The 16,756-nt window shown below is 74.1% G+C and carries 10 protein-coding genes and 4 pseudogenes; 6 read left to right on the forward strand and 8 right to left on the reverse strand.

The window, feature by feature from the left end:
• Positions 1 to 34 precede the first annotated feature (34 nt).
• From trmB to GA0070558_RS15330, 3 genes are all read left to right on the forward strand, one after another.
• Positions 35 to 667, forward strand: a complete 633-nt coding sequence (trmB, locus tag GA0070558_RS15320) for a tRNA (guanosine(46)-N7)-methyltransferase TrmB (protein ID WP_439709604.1) — start codon at positions 35 to 37, stop codon at positions 665 to 667.
• A gap of 137 nt (positions 668 to 804) precedes the next feature.
• Complete coding sequence (locus GA0070558_RS15325; protein WP_091280114.1) at positions 805 to 3,318, forward strand: DEAD/DEAH box helicase; 2,514 nt, start codon at positions 805 to 807, stop codon at positions 3,316 to 3,318.
• Between the two features lie 2 nt (positions 3,319 to 3,320).
• Positions 3,321 to 4,298: a CehA/McbA family metallohydrolase gene (locus tag GA0070558_RS15330; RefSeq protein WP_256091952.1), complete on the forward strand. Its 978-nt coding sequence runs from the start codon at positions 3,321 to 3,323 to the stop codon at positions 4,296 to 4,298.
• 94 nt (positions 4,299 to 4,392) lie between these two features.
• Here GA0070558_RS15330 and GA0070558_RS15335 read toward each other — a convergent pair.
• Positions 4,393 to 5,067: pseudogene (locus tag GA0070558_RS15335) on the reverse strand (helix-turn-helix transcriptional regulator); the annotation flags it as partial.
• 40 nt (positions 5,068 to 5,107) lie between these two features.
• On the opposite strand from GA0070558_RS15335, the pseudogene GA0070558_RS32835 reads away from it, so the two are divergent.
• Positions 5,108 to 5,509, forward strand: a pseudogene (locus GA0070558_RS32835) (zinc-binding dehydrogenase); the annotation flags it as partial.
• A 107-nt stretch (positions 5,510 to 5,616) separates the two neighbouring features.
• Entirely contained in the window at positions 5,617 to 6,264 is a 648-nt protein-coding gene (locus GA0070558_RS15345; protein WP_091280121.1) for a hypothetical protein, read from the forward strand.
• A gap of 136 nt (positions 6,265 to 6,400) precedes the next feature.
• Here the strand turns inward: GA0070558_RS15345 and GA0070558_RS34370 are convergent, their stop codons facing one another.
• The 7 genes and pseudogenes from GA0070558_RS34370 to GA0070558_RS15375 all read right to left on the reverse strand — a co-directional run bounded on the left by GA0070558_RS34370 (position 6,401) and on the right by GA0070558_RS15375 (position 12,583).
• Positions 6,401 to 6,592, reverse strand: a complete 192-nt coding sequence (locus tag GA0070558_RS34370; RefSeq protein ID WP_256091954.1) for a hypothetical protein — start codon at positions 6,590 to 6,592, stop codon at positions 6,401 to 6,403.
• Positions 6,593 to 6,737: 145 nt separating this feature from the next.
• Positions 6,738 to 7,349: pseudogene (locus GA0070558_RS34375) on the reverse strand (ABC transporter substrate-binding protein); the annotation flags it as partial.
• 51 nt (positions 7,350 to 7,400) lie between these two features.
• Entirely contained in the window at positions 7,401 to 8,204 is an 804-nt protein-coding gene (locus tag GA0070558_RS15355) for an ABC transporter ATP-binding protein (protein WP_091280124.1), read from the reverse strand.
• Positions 8,205 to 8,278: 74 nt separating this feature from the next.
• Positions 8,279 to 9,340 (reverse strand): annotated as a pseudogene (locus GA0070558_RS34975) (FecCD family ABC transporter permease).
• Entirely contained in the window at positions 9,337 to 10,032 is a 696-nt protein-coding gene (locus GA0070558_RS15365; protein WP_256091955.1) for a FecCD family ABC transporter permease, read from the reverse strand. Before GA0070558_RS15365 ends, GA0070558_RS34975 begins: the two are co-directional and overlap by 4 nt.
• A gap of 90 nt (positions 10,033 to 10,122) precedes the next feature.
• Positions 10,123 to 12,114, reverse strand: a complete 1,992-nt coding sequence (locus tag GA0070558_RS15370) for a multicopper oxidase family protein (RefSeq protein WP_091280127.1) — start codon at positions 12,112 to 12,114, stop codon at positions 10,123 to 10,125.
• 94 nt (positions 12,115 to 12,208) lie between these two features.
• Positions 12,209 to 12,583 (reverse strand): cytidine/deoxycytidylate deaminase family protein, encoded by a 375-nt coding sequence (locus GA0070558_RS15375; protein ID WP_043962821.1) that lies wholly within the window; start codon positions 12,581 to 12,583, stop codon positions 12,209 to 12,211.
• A 124-nt stretch (positions 12,584 to 12,707) separates the two neighbouring features.
• Here GA0070558_RS15375 and hrpA point away from each other — a divergent pair, with 124 nt between their 5' ends.
• Positions 12,708 to 16,751: an ATP-dependent RNA helicase HrpA gene (hrpA, locus tag GA0070558_RS15380; protein ID WP_256091956.1), complete on the forward strand. Its 4,044-nt coding sequence runs from the start codon at positions 12,708 to 12,710 to the stop codon at positions 16,749 to 16,751.
• Positions 16,752 to 16,756: the final 5 nt, after the last annotated feature.

The following is a 16,756-nucleotide window of genomic DNA, read 5'->3' on the forward strand; positions in this document are numbered from 1 at the left end:
GCGGATCCGCACCTTCCACCCCCGCCGGGGCCGGATGACCGGCCGCCAGCTCGACGCCCTCGACCGGCTCTGGTCGGCGCACGGCCTGACGGTCGCCGACGATCCCGCCGCCGCGCCCGTGGACCTGCCGGCGCTGTTCGGCCGCCGGGCCCCGATCGTGCTGGAGATCGGGTCGGGGATGGGGGACGCCACGGCCGCGATGGCCGCCGCCGACCCAGGCCGAGACTATCTGGCGGTCGAGGTGCACACGCCGGGAATCGCCAACCTGTTGGGGCTGGTGGAGCGCCTCGGGCTGGGCAACGTACGGGTCGCCCAGGGCGACGCGCTGGACCTGGTCCGGGCGCTGCCCGACGGGTCGCTGGACGCGGTGCACGTCTTCTTCCCCGACCCGTGGCCCAAGTCGCGGCACCACAAGCGGCGGATCATCCAGCCGACGCACGTGGCGCTGCTGCGCTCCCGGCTGACGCCCGGCGGGACGCTGCACTGCGCCACCGACTGGGCCGAGTACGCGGAGTCGATGCGCGAGACGCTGACCGCCGACCCGGGGCTGGTGGACGTGCACGGCGGGTACGCCCCGCGCCCGGAGCACCGGCCGGTGACCAAGTTCGAGCGGCGCGCGCTGACGGCGGGCCGCCCGGTGTTCGACCTGGTCCACCGCCGCGCGTGAGGGTGCCGGCCGAGGCACGCCGCGCGGTGCGTGCGGTGCAAGGAAGGGCCCCCTGTTAACGCATTCTGTTGCACAGGGGGCCCTTCCTAACACCCGGTTGGCGCGGAGGGGCCTGCGACAGGCACGATGGACGGGCTATGACGCTCACCGCCGCGCTGCCGACAAGCGCCGACCCCGACACCCTCTTCGACGCGTTCGCCAGCTGGGCGAAGGAGCGCGGCCTCGACCTCTACCCCCACCAGGAGGAGGCGGTCATCGAGATCGTCTCCGGCGCGAACGTGATCATGAACACGCCGACCGGCTCGGGCAAGAGCCTGGTCGCGATCGCCGCCCACTTCGCCGCCCTGGCCGACGACCGGACGACCTTCTACACCGCCCCGATCAAGGCCCTGGTGTCGGAGAAGTTCTTCGCCCTCTGCGAGGTCTTCGGCGCCGACAACGTCGGCATGCTCACCGGCGACGCCAGCGTCAACGCCGACGCCCCGATCATCTGCTGCACCGCCGAGGTGCTGGCCAACCTCGCGCTGCGCGAAGGCGCGCGGGCCGACGTCGGCCAGGTGGTCATGGACGAGTTCCACTTCTACGCCGAGCCGGACCGGGGCTGGGCGTGGCAGGTGCCGATCATCGAGCTGCCGCAGGCCCAGTTCGTGCTGATGTCGGCCACCCTCGGCGACACCAGCCGCTTCGTCGACGACCTGACCCGGCGCACCGGCCGGCCGACCGCCGTCGTGCGCTCGGCCGAGCGGCCGGTCCCGCTCCTCTTCTCGTACGCGATGACGCCGCTGCACGAGACCCTCGAGGAGCTGCTGGAGACCAAGCAGGCCCCGGTATACGTCGTGCACTTCACCCAGGCCGCCGCCCTGGAGCGCGCCCAGGCGCTGATGAGCGTCAACGTCTGCACCCGGGCCGAGAAGGACCTGATCGCCGAGGCGATCGGCCGGTTCCGGTTCACCTCCGGCTTCGGCAAGACGCTGTCGCGGCTGGTGCGGCACGGCATCGGCGTGCACCACGCCGGCATGCTGCCGAAGTACCGCCGGCTCGTGGAGACCCTCGCCCAGGCCGGCCTGCTCAAGGTCATCTGCGGCACGGACACCCTCGGCGTCGGCATCAACGTGCCCATCCGCACGGTGCTGTTCACCGGCCTGAGCAAGTACGACGGGGTGCGTACCCGGCTGTTGAAGGCCCGCGAGTTCCACCAGATCGCCGGCCGGGCCGGGCGGGCCGGCTTCGACACCCTCGGCCGGGTCGTCGTGCAGGCCCCCGAGCACGTCATCGAGAACGAGAAGGCCCTCGCCAAGGCCGGCGACGACCCGAAGAAGCGACGCAAGGTCGTGCGCAAGAAGCCGCCGGAGGGCTCGATCGGCTGGGGTCGGCCGACCTTCGACCGCCTGGTCGAGGCCGAGCCGGAGCCGCTGACGTCCAGCTTCCAGGTCAGCCACTCGATGCTGCTCAACGTCATCGGCCGCCCCGGCGACGCGTTCGCCGCGATGCGGCACCTGCTCACCGACAACCATGAGGACCGCGCCGCCCAGCGCCGGCACATCCGCCGGGCCATCGCCATCTACCGGGCGCTGCGGGCCGGCGGCGTGGTCGAGGAGCTGCCCGAGCCGGACGAGACCGGCCGCCGGGTGCGGCTCACCGTCGACCTCCAGCTCGACTTCGCGCTCAACCAGCCGCTGTCGCCGCTGGCGCTGGCCGCGATCGAGCTGCTCGACGCCGAGAGCCCGTCGTACGCCCTCGACGTGCTCAGCGTGATCGAATCGATCCTCGACGACCCGCGCCAGGTGCTGTCCGCGCAGCAGTTCAAGGCCCGCGGCGAGGCGGTCGCCGCGATGAAGGCCGAGGGCATCGAGTACGAGGCCCGCCTCGAACTGCTCGACGACGTGACCCACCCGAAGCCCCTCGCGGAGCTGCTGGACGCCGCGTACGAGATGTACCGGCGGGGGCACCCGTGGGTCGCCGACCACCAACTCTCCCCCAAGTCCGTCGTGCGGGACATGTACGAGCGGGCGATGACCTTCACCGAGTACGTGCAGTTCTACTCCCTCACCCGCTCCGAGGGCCTCGTGCTGCGCTACCTCGCCGACGCGTACAAGACGCTGCGGCAGACCGTGCCCGAGGACGCCAAGACCGAGGAGCTGATCGACCTCATCGAGTGGCTGCACGAGCTGGTCCGCCAGGTCGACTCCAGCCTCATCGACGAGTGGGAGCGGCTGAAGAACCCGTCGGACGTCGCCGAGGCCGCCGAGGCGCACGCCGCCCTCGACGACCGGCCGCCGGCGGTCACCCGCAACGCGCGGGCGTTCCGGGTGCTGGTGCGCAACGCGCTGTTCCGCCGGGTCGAGCTGGCCGCCCTGCGCCGCTGGGACCTGCTCGGCGAGCTGGACGCCGCCGACGGGTGGGACGCCGACGCGTGGGCCGACGCGCTGGAGCCGTACTTCGAGGCGTACGACTCGATCGGCACCGGGCCGGACGCCCGCGGCCCGGCGCTGCTGATGATCGAGCAGGGCCGGGAGCGGTGGACGGTCCGGCAGATCCTCGACGACCCCGACGGCGACCACGACTGGCGCATCAGCGCCGAGGTCGACCTGGCCGCCTCCGACGAGGTCGGCGCGGCCGTCGTCCGGATCACGGACGTCGGCCAGCTCTGACCGTGGGCATCCGGCGGGACCGAGGGCACGGCTGGTACCGGGGCGACTGCCACGTGCACTCGGCGCGCTCGCACGGTGCGGAGCTGACGCCGGAGCAGGTGGTGGCCGGTGCCCGTGCGGTCGGCCTGGACTTCATCGCGGTCACCGAGCACAACACGTCGGACACGCACGCCGCCTGGGGTCCGCTCGCCGGCGACGACCTGCTGGTGATCCTGGGCCAGGAGGTCACCACCCGGACCGGGCACTGGCTGGCGCTCGGCATCGCCCCCGGGCAGGTCGTCGACTGGCGGTACGGCGTCCGCGACGGGATGATCGACCGGCAGCTGGAGCAGGTGCACCGGGCCGGCGGGCTCTGCGTGGCGGCGCACCCCCACGCGCCGTACCCTTCCGGCGTCTTCGCGTACCCGTTCGACGGGTTCGACGCGGTGGAGGTGTGGAACGGGCGGTGGCGCTCGGACCTGCCCTGGAACGCCGACAACGAGGCGGCGCTGGCCGAGTGGGGCCGGGGCCTGGCCGCCGGCATCCACGGCGGGCGGTGGCGGCCGGCGCTGGGCTGCAGCGACACGCACCTGGCGGGTCAGCTCGGGGTGCCGCACACCGTCGTGCTGGCCGAGGAGTCGACCACCGCCGCGATCCTCGCCGGCATCCGGGCCGGCCGGAGCTGGATCGCCGGGTCGGCCGCCGTCGAGCTGTCGCTCACCGCCGCCACCGGCGATGCCGGCGCCGGGATCGGCCAGCGGCTGGAGACCGGCGACGGGCCCATCGTCGTACGGGTGGACGTACGCGGCGTGCCGTCCGGCACCGTCACCTTCCACACCGACCGGGGCACCGTGCACCGCGTGCGCCTGCCCGACGGCGGCTCCGGTGCCCTGACCTGGCGCACCGAGGCGGCGGATGCGATGTTCGTCCGGGTCGAGGTGCGCCATCCCGACGGGCAGATGGCCGCGCTCACCAACCCCGTCGTCCTGGGCGGCCCCTGACCACGAGCCGGGTTGCTCGGCAGCGCGACGACGGTTCCCGCCGGGCCGCGTACGCGACAGAGCCGGTAGCCGTCCTCGCGCCCCTCGGCGCCACCTACGCCCCGCGCCGGTACCGGCCGGGGGCGGTGCCGTGCTGGCGCTTGAACGCGGTGGCGAAGGCGAACTCGGACGCGTAGCCGACCCGGGCGGCGATGGCGCGCAGCGGCGCGTCGGACTCGCGGAGCAGTCGGGCGGCGGTGGTCATCCGCCACCAGGTCAGGTAGGTCAGCGGCGGCTGCCCGAGCCGGGTGGCGAAGCGGCGGGCGAAGGGTGCCCGGGACAGTCCGGCCTCGGCGGCGAGTGTCGCGACGGTCCACGGCCGCGCCGCGTCACGGTGGATGGCCTGCAGCGCGGCGAGGGTGACCGGGTCGTTGAGCGCCGCCGCCCAACCGGCGGTGGTGACCGATGAGCGCTGCTCGTCGAGCCAGGCGCGCAGGATGTGGAGCAGCAGTGTGTCCAGCAGCGCCGGAACGACGGCGTCCGTGCCTAGGCGGGGTCGTTCCAACTCGGCGGCGAGCAGGTCAACGGTGGCGCGCAGTGCGGGGTGCCTGCCGAGGTGCGCGGGGAGGTGGACGAGTTCGGGCAGGTCCTCAAGGAGCGGATGGGTCCGGGCCTGGTCGAGTTCGTACGCGCCGCAGAGCGTCACGGTGGCCGGACTGTCGGTGCCGGTGGGGCCGCCGGCGGTGCTGGTGGCGTAGCTCTGGAGCGGCTGTGCCAAGCACGCCGGGGCCCATGTCGTCGCGACGGCCAGCCCGCGCAGCGCCGAGGCGGTCAGCCGGTTCGGCGCCGACCAGATCGTCGACTACACGGCTATCCGCCTGGCCGACGCCGTGGACGGCCCGGTCGACGCGATCCTCAACCTCGTCGTGGTGGACGCGAGGCAGGCGGCGGCTCTGGCGCGGTTGGTTCGGCCGGGTGGCGTTGTCGTGTCCGCCACGGCCCCGGTCGAGGTGCCCACGGGTTCCCCGGTGCGCGCAGTGCGCTTCGTGGCGCGCAACGACGTCGGCGACCTCGCCGCACTGGTCAGGCTCGTCGATGCCGGCACCGTCCGGGTCGACGTCGCCGCGTCGCGTCCGCTCGACGAACTGGCCTCGGTGCATCGCGACGCCGAGTCCGGCCGCATCCGCGGCAAGATCATCCTTGTGCCGAGTCCCGGCCCGTCCGTCGTCTGATCGGACCGGTCAACCAACGGCGACCAACCCTGTTTTCCCCTGGGCGATGTCAGACCCGTCGATTAGAATGTATGTACTAAACCAAGTCCTGACCTGGGAGGACTTCCGTGACCGCGCCCACCTCCAGCACCCTCCCGCCCTACGCCACCCTCCTCGGCTTCACCCGGTACGTCGACCGCACCGGGCCCACCAAGGCAAGCTTCGTCGGGGGCCTGCGCAAGCAGCGGGCCAGCAAGCACGGCTTCAACCCGCACGGTCAGTTCGTCAAGGCGCTCAAGGCCGACGTCGCGTTCCACACCGGCGGCACCCACCTGGCGCAGGTGGCCGACGCGGTCAAGCCGCGCTGGCAGCCGCTCTACCGGGCGCTCGTGCCGGGCGCGACGGCCTGGCTGCACTCCCTCGGCGAGCCGACGGGCGTCGACCTGGCGCAGACGCGTGACGCCCTGGCCATGCTCGGCGACCTGCCGGTGAAGATCAATCCGCACTTCGGCATCCGGCACGCCGCCGACGGCCGCGCCGAGGCCGTCCGCCTGCACTTCGACGAGACCCCGCCCAGCGAGGAGGCGGCCCTGGCCACCCTGCACCTGATGGCCCGGCACATGGACGCGGTCCTGCCACACGCCGCGCCCGTCCTGGTCGACGTGCGGCGGGGCGTGGCGCACCGGATGCCCGACGGCGTCAAGCCCCAGCAGGTCGAGCAGTGGCTGGCCGGCGAGGCGGCGGCGTTCCGCGCGATCTGGTCCACCGCCGCCTGACCCACCCGCCGCCCGGCCGAAGTCCGATCGCGCCACCTCCCACAGCGTCGAGGGAGGTGGCGCGATCGCGCATGGAGACCAACGGCGAGCGGCACGGATGCGGCGGGCCGGCGCCGAAATCGAGGCCGGGCGGGGGTCAGGCCGCCGGGACGTACTTCTCCAGGTCGTCGATGATCTTGTTGGCGGCGCCGACGCCGATCCCGGTCATCCAGGTCTCGTCGGAGACCACGTGCGCCCGGCCCGCCTTGACCGCCGACAGCCCCTTCCACAGGGTGCCGCCGGTGACGGTGGCCTGCTCGGCGGCGGCCTTCTCGCCGTACGCGGTCACGAAGATGACGTCGGCGTCGACCTCGTTGACCCGCTCGGCGCTGACCAGGTCGAACCGCTTGTCCTCCTTGCCGGCGAGCTGCTGCCGCTCGGGGCGGGCCGAGGCCGGTGTCGCCGACGACGATGCCGGAGAACGAGTCCGGCCCGTACACCCGGATCGCGCCGGGGATGAAGCGCACGATGGAGACGGTGCGGTCGGCGGCGTCGCCGAGCTTCGCGCCGAAGTCCTTCGCCCGCTTCTCGAACGCGGCCAGCAGGTCCTTGGCCTGCTGCTCCTTGCCCAGGGCCTGGCCGTCGAGGAGAAAGTTCTCCTTCCAGGTGATGCCCACCTTCTCGGTGAACACGGTCGGGGCGATGGCGGCCAGCTCGTCGTAGAACTTCTCCTGGCGGAACTTGCTGCCCAGGATCAGGTCGGGCTTGAGGGCGTTGATCGCCTCCAGGTCGGGTTCGGTGAGCACCCCGACCTCCTTGATGCCGGTCAGCTTCTCCTCGCCGAAGTAGGTGGGCCAGCTCCTCGCCTCGCCGGCGGTCGCCGCGCCGACGGGTGTGACCCCGAGTGAGAGCGCTGTGTCGATCTTGTCGGTGTCGAGGACGACGACCCGCTTGGGCTCGGCGGGCACCTTGGTGGTGCCCATGGCGTGGGTGATCTCCCGGGTCTGTCCGGTGGCGGTGCCGGCGACGGGGTCGCTCTCACCGCAGGCGGTGAGCCCGACGCCGAGGGCGACGGCCGCGGTGAGCACGGCGGCGAGACGACGCATGGTGGGGTTCCTTTCGAGGGGTTCAGCCGGCCGAAGGCCGATCCGAGGGGTTCAGCCGGCCGACGGGCCGGCGGCAGAGGCGGTGGTGAGGGCGGGCACGACCAGGGGCGCGCCGCTCACCGGGCAGGGCACCACCACGCAGTCGAGCCCGAAGACGTCGCGGACCAGCGCGGCGGTGAGGATCTCCCGGGGCGGGCCCGCGGCGACCACCGCCCCGGCGCGCATGGCGACGAGGTGGTCGGCGTAGCGGGCGGCCTGGTTGAGGTCGTGCAGCACGGCGACGACGGTGCGGCCCCGTTCGGCGCGCAGCCGGTGCAGCAGGTCCAGCACCTCCACCTGGTGGGCCAGGTCGAGGAAGGTGGTCGGCTCGTCCAGCAGCAGCGCCTCGGTGTCCTGGGCGAGGGTCATCGCGATCCAGACCCGCTGCCGCTGGCCGCCGGAGAGGGTGTCCACCGGGCGGTCGGCGAGACCGGCCACGTCGGCGAGGGCCATCGCCTCGTCGACGGCGGCGCTGTCGGCCGCCGACCACTGCCGCCACCACCGCTGGTACGGCTGCCGCCCCCGGCCGACCAGGTCGGCGACCGTCACGCCCTCGGGCACCAGCGGGCTCTGCGGCAGCACCCCGAGCCGCCGGGCGACCTCCCGCGTCGGCAGGTCCCGGATGGCGGTGCCGTCGAGCAGCACGGTGCCCGAGCGCGGGGTCAGCAGCCGCGCCATGGTGCGCAGCAGGGTGGACTTGCCGCAGGCGTTCGGCCCGACGATGACGGTGAACGCCCCGGCGGGCAGCGTCACGTCGAGGCCGTCCAGGACTGTCCGCTCGTCGTAGCCGACGACCAGGTCGCGGGTGGAGAGCATCGCGGCTCCTCGGGAGGGGTCGGCGGGGTCCGGCGCGCCGGAAAGGGTGTGCGGGGCGGCGGGCGCGGGGGTCGTCACGACGCCCTCCGCCGGCCGCGCAGCAGCAGGAACATCAGGTACGGTCCGCCGATCGCGGCGGTCAGCACGCCCGCCGGCAGCTGGGTGGGCGCGAACAGCCGGCGGCCGGCGAGGTCGGCGAGGACCAGCAGCAACGCCCCGAGCAGGGCGGAGCACAGCAGCGGGGGCCGCTCGGCGCGGACCAGCCGGCGGGCCAGTTGCGGGGCGACGAGTGCGACGAAGTCGACGGCGCCGACCTGCGCGGTGACCATCGCGGCGGCGAGCACGCCGGTGCCGGCCAGGGTGACCCGGCGGGCCACGGGGCGCACCCCGATGCCCCGGGCCGTGTCGTCGTCCAGGGCGGTGCTGCCCAGCGCTCAGCCGGCCCAGAGCAGCACCGGCAGCAGCGCCAGCAGGGTCGCGGCGATCCAGGCCGCCTCGGTCCAGCCCTTGCCGGCGAGGGTGCCGAGCAGCCAGATCTGGGCGCGCAGCCCGTCGATCGGGTCGGCGGTCAGCAGGACCACCTCGATGAGCGCCCGCAGGCCGAAGGCGACCGCCACCCCGGCGAGCACGAAGCGCTGGGCGGCCAGCCCGTGCCGGGCGCCGAGGGCGAACACCACGACGGCGGCGGCCAGGCCGCCGAGCAGCGCCGCCGGGGCGACCAGCACGGCGGCGGCCCCGCTGGTGAGGGCCACCGTCGCGGCGAGCCCGGCCCCCTGGGTGATGCCGATGACGTCGGGGCTGGCCAGCGGGTTGCGGGCCACGCTCTGGATCAGCGTGCCGGCGACGCCGAACGCCGCCCCGGCCACCGCCGCGAGCACCAGCCGGGGCAGCCGCAGGTCGAGCACCACCAGGTCGTACGGGGTGCCCGCGCCGGCGAGCGCGCGCAGCACGTCGGGCGTGGCGACGTACGGGGTGCCGAGGGAGAGGCTGAGCAGCCCGGCGGCGACGAGCAGCCCGACCAGCGCGGCGGCGACCAGCACGGGGCGGCGGCGCACCGGCACCCGCAGCGGGCCGAGCCGCAGCAGCGATCGGCCGGCGGGGGCGACCCGTCCACCGGTGGGGGCGAGCAGGTTCACGCGGTCACCACCCGGGCACGGCGCACCAGGAAGGCCAGCAGGGGCGCGCCGACCAGCGCGGTCACCACCCCGGCGGGCACCTCGCCGGGCGGGGCGACGAGCCGGCCCGCCACGTCGGCGCCGAGCAGCAGGGTCGGCCCGAGCAGCGCGGCGACGGCGAGGGTCCACCGGTGGTCCGCGCCGACCAGGGCGCGGGCCAGGTGCGGCACGGCCAGTCCGACGAACGCGATCGGCCCGGCCGCCGCCACGGCCGCGCCGGTGAGCAGCACCCCGGCCGCGCCGCCGCCGAGACGGACCAGCCCGACGCGGTGGCCCAGGCCCCGGGCCACGTCGTCGCCGAGGGCGAGCGCGTCGAGTCCCCGGGCGACCAGGGCTGCCAGCAGCAGCCCGGCGAGGACGAACGGCAGCACCTGCCCGGCGACCCCGACGCCCCGGCCGGTCAGCCCGCCGACGACCCAGAACCGGTACTCCTCGAAGGTGCGGGCGTCGATGCTGAGCAGCGCGTACACGAGGGCCCCGAGACTGGCGTCGAGCGCCGCGCCGGTCAGCGCGAGGGTGACCGGCGACGCGCCGTCGCGGGCCCGGTTGGCGACGGCGAAGAGCGCCAGGCCGGCCAGGAGCGCCCCGGCGATGCCGAACCAGACGTACCCGGCGAGGGTGCCGACGCCGAAGACGGCGATGGCGAGGACCACGCCGAACGCGGATCGGCCGCGCGGCGACGGTGGTCACGAATCTCCCTCGACTTAGGTACGCCTTACCTTAACCGAAGGGGGCGGGTGACCCTAACCGGCGCCCGTCGATCCGGCTCCGTCGCCACCCCTGCTGACCAGGGCGGCCGTGCCGCCGGACGATCCGTCCCCGCCCTCGGCGGCACCGGACGGCAACACCTCGATGGGGCGCATCATCTCGTTGTCCTCGTGCTCCAGCAGGTGGCAGTGCCAGACGTAGCGTCCCGGCAGGTCGAAGCGGACCTTGATCCGGGTCAACTGCCCCGGGTACGCGACCACGGTGTCGTGGAAGCCGCGCTCCGCGGGGCCGGGCGGGGTGCGGCCGTCGTGCCCCCGCCCGAGCACCTGGAACTGCACCTGGTGGACGTGGATGGGGTGGGCGTCCTCGGTGCAGTTGCGCAACTCCCACTCCTCGGTGACGCCGAGGGCGGGGGTCTCGGTCACCGGCGCGTCCCAGCCCAGCGGCACCGGCCGGCCGCTGGCGGCGACGACGCCCAGCAGGGCACGTACCGGGCCGGCCGAGGACTCCTGCTCGTTGAGCGAGAGCCGCCGGACGACCCGGGCGGCGGGCAGCGGGGCGCACGCCGGCAGGGACAGCTGCCCGGGCGGCACGCTGGCATCGGCGCCGGCCCGGTCGCCCACCACGAACTTGAGCACCTGCCCGGTCGTCCGCGGGTCGGCCGGGGGGAAGTCCGTCCCCGGCGCGCCGCCGCCGAACGGCTCGTCGGGGCCCTCGTTGACCAGGTAAAGCTCGGTGCCGGCCGGCACGTCGGTGAAGTCGACCACGACGTCGGCCCGCTGGCCGTTGGCGAGCAGGATCCGGGGCGCGGCCACGGGCTCGGGCAGGAACCCGCCGTCGCTGCCGACCTGCCACAGCGGCAGCGCCGGCCGGGCCGGGCGGCGGGTCGGGTGGTCGGTGACCGACAGCATCAGGAACCGGGCGTTGCAGCCGTTGAGCAGCCGGAACCGGTAGCGCCGCCGCTGCACCCGCAGCACCGGCCAGGTCGCGCCGTTGACCACCATGGTGGCGGCGAAGAACTCGGGGTTCCAGATCGGTGGCACGTCGGTCCCCGGCAGGTACGGGCCGGGGTAGTCGTCGAAGTCGGCGCGGCTTTCGGGGTACCAGAGCGAGCCGTCGGGGCGGAAGGTGCGGTCCTGGATCAGCAGCGGCAGGTCGTACGACGCCTGCTCCGGCAGCGATCCGGGCAGCGCCCCGGGCGGCAGGTCGTCGGGGCCGCCGCTGAGCCGGTAGAAGCCGGCCAGCCCGGCGTAGACGTTCACCCGGGTCATGCCCAGGGTGTGGTCGTGGTACCAGAGGGTCGTCGGGCGCTGGTCGTTGGCGTACTCCATGCTGGCCGTGCCGGGGGCGCAGCGGACGCCGGTCCGCTCGGCTGCCAGGTCCCGGAACTCGCTGTAGGCCGAGCCGCCGTCGGCGCACCCGGCGGGCAGGTCCCGGGCCACGGGGAGGAACCACGCCTCGGGGTGGCCGTCGCTCTCCTGCCGGTTGTGCCCGCCGTGCACGTGCACGACGGTCGGGACGGGTCCCCGGTACGGGCCGGGGGTGCTGGTGAAGTGCGGCCGGTGGTCCCGGCCGTCGACGCCGCCGGTCGGGTTGGCCCAGTGCAGCGTCGGGTCGACCGGCAGCAGGTGCGGCAGGTAGCGGCCCCGCTCGTCGACGAGCTGGTTGCACCAGGTCACCCGGACCGGACGGCCGACGGTGGCGGCGATGGTGGGGCCGGGGTAGGCGAAGCTGCGCGGGTGGGCGGGCGAGCCGAAGCCCCAGACCGTCGTGGCCGGCAGCCCGGCCGGGAGGACCTGCTGGCGGAACTGGCGGACGGCGACCACGTACTCGTCGACGCCGCCGCTGGTGCGGGAGGCGGGCATGGCCGTCGGCACGGGCAGCGGGGTGACGTACTTGGGCACGGCACGGGGGTCGATCAGGGCGGTCGGGGCGGTCGGGGCGCCGGCTGCGGTGCGACCGGCGGGCAGCAGCAGGGCCGCGCCGCCGGCCGCACCGGCGGCGATGAGTCGTCTACGGGTCACCATGCCGCGAGGCTAGAACGAGCATTGCTCACCAAAGTGCCGAAACGGCGTCGTTACTCCTTTATGAGGACGAAACGGTTTCTAACGGTCAGCGTCCCTACTCGCCGGGGAGCAGCTCGGCGACCGGCACGGCGCGCAGCGCGTCCGCCGGGCCGACGATGACCCGGATCGACGGGAAGTAGTCCCGCAGCACCTGCTGGCACGGGCCGCAGGGGGTCAGGACGTCCCGACCCCGGTCGCCCACCGCCACGATGGTCTCCAGCTCCGTCTCCCCCTGGGTGGCGGCGGCCCCGATCACCACCACCTCGGCGCACGGCCCGCCGGTGACGTGGTGGACGTTCACGCCGGTGAACACCCGGCCGGCGGCGGTACGCGCGGCCGCGGCGACGGTGTGCCGGTCGCTGCGGCAGCGCAGCTTCGCCACGGCCGTGGCCGCCTGCACCAGCGCCCGGTCGGTGTCTCGCATACTCATCCCAGGCCCCCGTGGTCGGCGTCGATCGGCGGTCAACTCTAGACGGCGGCCGTCCCGGCGGCAGCCCTGGCGACCGGTAACCCGGGGGCGGTCCGGCACGCGGCTGCCTATCCTTGGCGACGACATGCAGAATCCAGCCGCTCCCGCCGCAGCCGCCGGGCCCACCGCCGCCGCCGAGCCCACCGACGGGCCCGCCGCGTCCCACAGCCTCCGCGAGCTGCACCGCCGCCTGCCCGCCCTGATGTTCCGCGACCAGCGCCGGCTCCAGCGGCGCCTCGACGGGGTGCGCCGGCTGCGCGACCCGCAGCGGCGCGAGGCCGCGCTGGCCGAGATCACCGCCGACGTCGCCCGGGCCGAGCAGCGGCTCGCCGACCGCCGGGCGGCGGTGCCCCGAATCACGTACCCGGCGGGGCTGCCGGTCAGCGAGCGCTCCGACGACCTGGCCGCCGCGATCCGGGACCACCAGGTGGTGATCGTGGCCGGCGAGACCGGCTCCGGCAAGACCACCCAGCTCCCCAAGATCTGCCTGGAGCTGGGGCGCGGCGTGCACGGGCTGATCGGGCACACCCAGCCCCGGCGGCTGGCCGCCCGCACGGTCGCCGACCGCATCGCCGAGGAGCTCGGCACAGAGCTGGGCGACGTGGTCGGCTACAAGGTCCGCTTCACCGACCAGGTGAGCGACCGCAGCCTGGTCAAGCTCATGACCGACGGCATCCTGCTCGCCGAGCTGCAGACCGACCGGATGCTGCGCCAGTACGACACGCTGATCATCGACGAGGCGCACGAACGCAGCCTCAACATCGACTTCATCCTGGGCTACCTGCGCCAGCTCCTCCCCCGCCGCCCCGACCTCAAGGTGGTCATCACCTCGGCGACCATCGAGACCGACCGGTTCGCCCGGCACTTCGCCGACGCCGAGGGCCGGCCCGCGCCGGTGGTCGAGGTGTCCGGGCGCACGTACCCGGTCGAGGTGCGCTACCGGCCGCTGGTCGAGGTCAGCGAGAGCGAGGACGACTCCGGCGACGACGAGGAGAACGTCCGCGACCAGATCCAGGCCATCGGCGACGCCGTCGAGGAGCTGGCCGCCGAGGGGCCGGGCGACATCCTGGTCTTCCTCTCCGGCGAGCGCGAGATCCGGGACACCGCCGACGCGCTGGGCAAGCTGGTGCAGTCCAAGCGGTCGCTGCTGGGCACCGAGATCCTGCCCCTGTACGCGCGGCTGTCGGCCGCCGAGCAGCACCGGGTGTTCGCCCCGCACACCGCGCGGCGGGTGGTGCTCGCCACCAACGTCGCGGAGACCTCGCTGACCGTCCCCGGCATCAAGTACGTGGTGGACCCGGGCACCGCCCGGATCTCCCGCTACTCCAGCCGGCTGAAGGTGCAGCGGCTGCCCATCGAGCCGGTGTCGCAGGCGTCGGCCAACCAGCGCAAGGGCCGCTGCGGGCGCACCTCGGACGGCATCTGCATCCGCCTCTACGACGAGTCCGACTTCGACTCCCGCCCCGAGTTCACCGACCCGGAGATCCTGCGCACCAACCTCGCCTCGGTCATCCTCCAGATGACCTCGATCGGGCTGGGCGACGTGGCGGCGTTCCCGTTCATCGACCCGCCGGACCGGCGCAACATCGCCGACGGGGTCAACCTGCTGCACGAGTTGGGCGCGCTCGACCCGGCCGAGACCGACCCGGCGAAGCGGCTCACCCCGCTGGGCAGGCGCCTGGCGCAGCTTCCCGTCGACCCCCGGCTCGCCCGGATGGTGATCGAGGGCGAGCGCAACGGCTGCGCCACCGAGGTCGTCGTCATCGCCGCCGCGCTGTCCATCCAGGACCCGCGCGAACGGCCGGCCGAGAAGCAGGCCCAGGCCGACCAGGCGCACGCGAGGTTCGCCGACTCCGAGTCGGACTTCGTCGCGTACCTGAACCTGTGGCGGCACCTGCGCGAGCAGCAGCGGGAGCTGTCCTCCAGCGCGTTCCGCCGGATGTGCCGGGCCGGATACCTCAACTACCTGCGGGTACGCGAGTGGCAGGACATCGTCAGCCAGGTGCGCCAGGTGCTGCGTACGGCGGAGAAGGGTGACGGCCGGCGCGGGGCCGGCGCGGACCTGCCGGAGGAGATCGACACCCCGAAGGTGCACCAGTCGCTGCTGCCGGGCCTGCTGTCGCACATCGGCCTGAAGGACCCGCAGAAGCACGAGTACCTCGGGGCGCGGGGGGCGAAGTTCGCCCTGTTCCCCGGGTCGGCGCTGTTCAAGAAACCGCCGCGCTGGGTGATGGCCGCCGAGCTGGTGGAGACGTCCCGGCTGTGGGGGCGGGTCGCCGGCCGCGTCGAACCGGAGTGGGTCGAGCCCCTCGCGCAACACCTGGTCAAGCGCAGCTACAGCGAGCCGCACTGGGAGAAGAAGCAGGCGGCGGTGCTGGCCTACGAGAAGGTCACCCTGTACGGCGTCCCGCTGGTCACCGCCCGGAAGGTCAACTTCGGGCGGATCGACCCGGCGCTGTCGCGCGAGCTGTTCATCCGGCACGCCCTGGTGGAGGGCGACTGGTCCACCCACCACCAGTTCTGGCGGGACAACCAGAAGCTGCTCACCGAGATCGAGGAACTGGAGAACCGGGCACGGAGGCGGGACATCCTCGTCGACGACGAGACGATCTTCGCCTTCTACGACGAGCGGATCCCGGCCGACGTGGTCTCCGGCCGGCACTTCGACGCCTGGTGGAAGAAGGAGCGGCGGGAGCGGGCCGACCTGCTCACCTTCACGCGGGAGTTGCTGGTCAACGCCGGCCGGGGCGGGCTCGACGAGGCCGACTACCCCGACGAGTGGCGGGCCGACGGGGTCACCCTGCCGCTGACGTACACGTTCGACCCGGGCACCCCCACCGACGGCGTGACCGTGGACATCCCGCTGCCGCTGCTCAACCAGGTGCCGGCGGAGAGCTTCGACTGGCAGGTCCCCGGGCTGCGCGAGGAGCTGGTGATCGCGCTGATCCGGTCGCTGCCCAAGGCGGTCCGGCGCAACTTCGTCCCCGTCCCCGACTACGCGCGGGCCGCGCTCGCGGCGATCACCCCCGGGCAGGAGCCGCTGCTGGACGCGCTGACCCGGCAGTTGCGCCGGATGACCGGGGTCACCGTGCCCCGCGACGCCTGGGAGCCGGGGAAGCTCCCCGCCCACCTACGGGTCAGCTTCCGGGTGCTCGACGAAGAGAACAAACCGGTCGCCGAGGGCAAGGACCTGCCGGCACTGCAACGCCAGCTCCGCCAGGAGGTACGCCAGGTGGTGGCCGCCGCCGCCCCGGACGTCGCCCGCACGGGCCTGACGCAGTGGGACTTCGGCACCCTGCCGCGCACCATCGAGCAGGTGCGCGCCGGGTACGCGGTCACCGCGTACCCGGCGCTGGTCGACGAGGGGTCCACGGTCGGGGTGAAGGTCTTCGACTCCGAGGCGGAGCAGGCCGCGGCGCACTGGGCGGGCACCCGGCGGCTGCTGCGGCTGACCGTCCCGTCGCCGGCGAAGTTCCTCCAGGGGCGGCTGTCCAACGAGGCGAAGCTGGCGCTGAGCCGCAACCCGCACGGCGGCGTGCAGGAGCTGATCGCCGACGCCTCCGGGGCGGCGATCGACAAGCTGGTCACCGACGCGGGCGGCCCGGCCTGGGACGCCGACGGCTTCGCCGCTCTGCGGGACCGGGTCCGCGCCGACCTGGTGGACACCGTCGTCGACGTGATGGGCCGGGTGCGGCAGGTGCTCGCCGCCGCGTACGCCGTCGAGCAGCGCCTCGGCAAGACCCAGAACCTGGCCGTGGTGGCCGCCCTGGCCGACATCCGGGCCCAGCTGTCGGGGCTGGTGCACAAGGGGTTCGTCACCGAGACCGGCTACGCCCGCCTGCCCGACCTGCTGCGCTACCTGACCGCGATCGAGCGGCGGCTGGACCGGCTGCCGGGCAACCCGCAGCGGGACCGCCAGCAGCAGGACCGGGTGGCCGCGGTGCAGAAGGAGTACGCCGACCTGCTCGCCGCGCTGCCGCCGGCCCGGCGCGGGTCGGCGGCGGTGCGGCAGATCCGCTGGATGATCGAGGAGCTGCGGGTGAACGTGTTCGCCCAGGCCCTCGGCACCCCGTACCCGGTGTCGGAGCAGCGGATCTACCGGGCGATGGACGACGCCGAGGGCCGCTGAGCCGG

It is taken from the genome of Micromonospora haikouensis, assembly GCF_900091595.1.
Taxonomy (GTDB): Bacteria; Actinomycetota; Actinomycetes; order Mycobacteriales; family Micromonosporaceae; genus Micromonospora; species Micromonospora haikouensis.

Bases quoted from the DNA above. Each gene is read 5' to 3' on its own strand.
- GA0070558_RS15370 (WP_091280127.1), bottom strand. From the start codon at position 12,114: ATGGTGACCCGTAGACGACTCATCGCCGCCGGTGCGGCCGGCGGCGCG.
- GA0070558_RS15355 (WP_091280124.1), bottom strand. From the start codon at position 8,204: ATGCTCTCCACCCGCGACCTGGTCGTCGGCTACGACGAGCGGACAGTC.
- hrpA (WP_256091956.1), top strand. From the start codon at position 12,708: ATGCAGAATCCAGCCGCTCCCGCCGCAGCCGCCGGGCCCACCGCCGCC.
- GA0070558_RS15375 (WP_043962821.1), bottom strand. From the start codon at position 12,583: ATGAGTATGCGAGACACCGACCGGGCGCTGGTGCAGGCGGCCACGGCC.
- trmB (WP_439709604.1), top strand. From the start codon at position 35: ATGACCGGCCGCCAGCTCGACGCCCTCGACCGGCTCTGGTCGGCGCAC.
- GA0070558_RS15325 (WP_091280114.1), top strand. From the start codon at position 805: ATGACGCTCACCGCCGCGCTGCCGACAAGCGCCGACCCCGACACCCTC.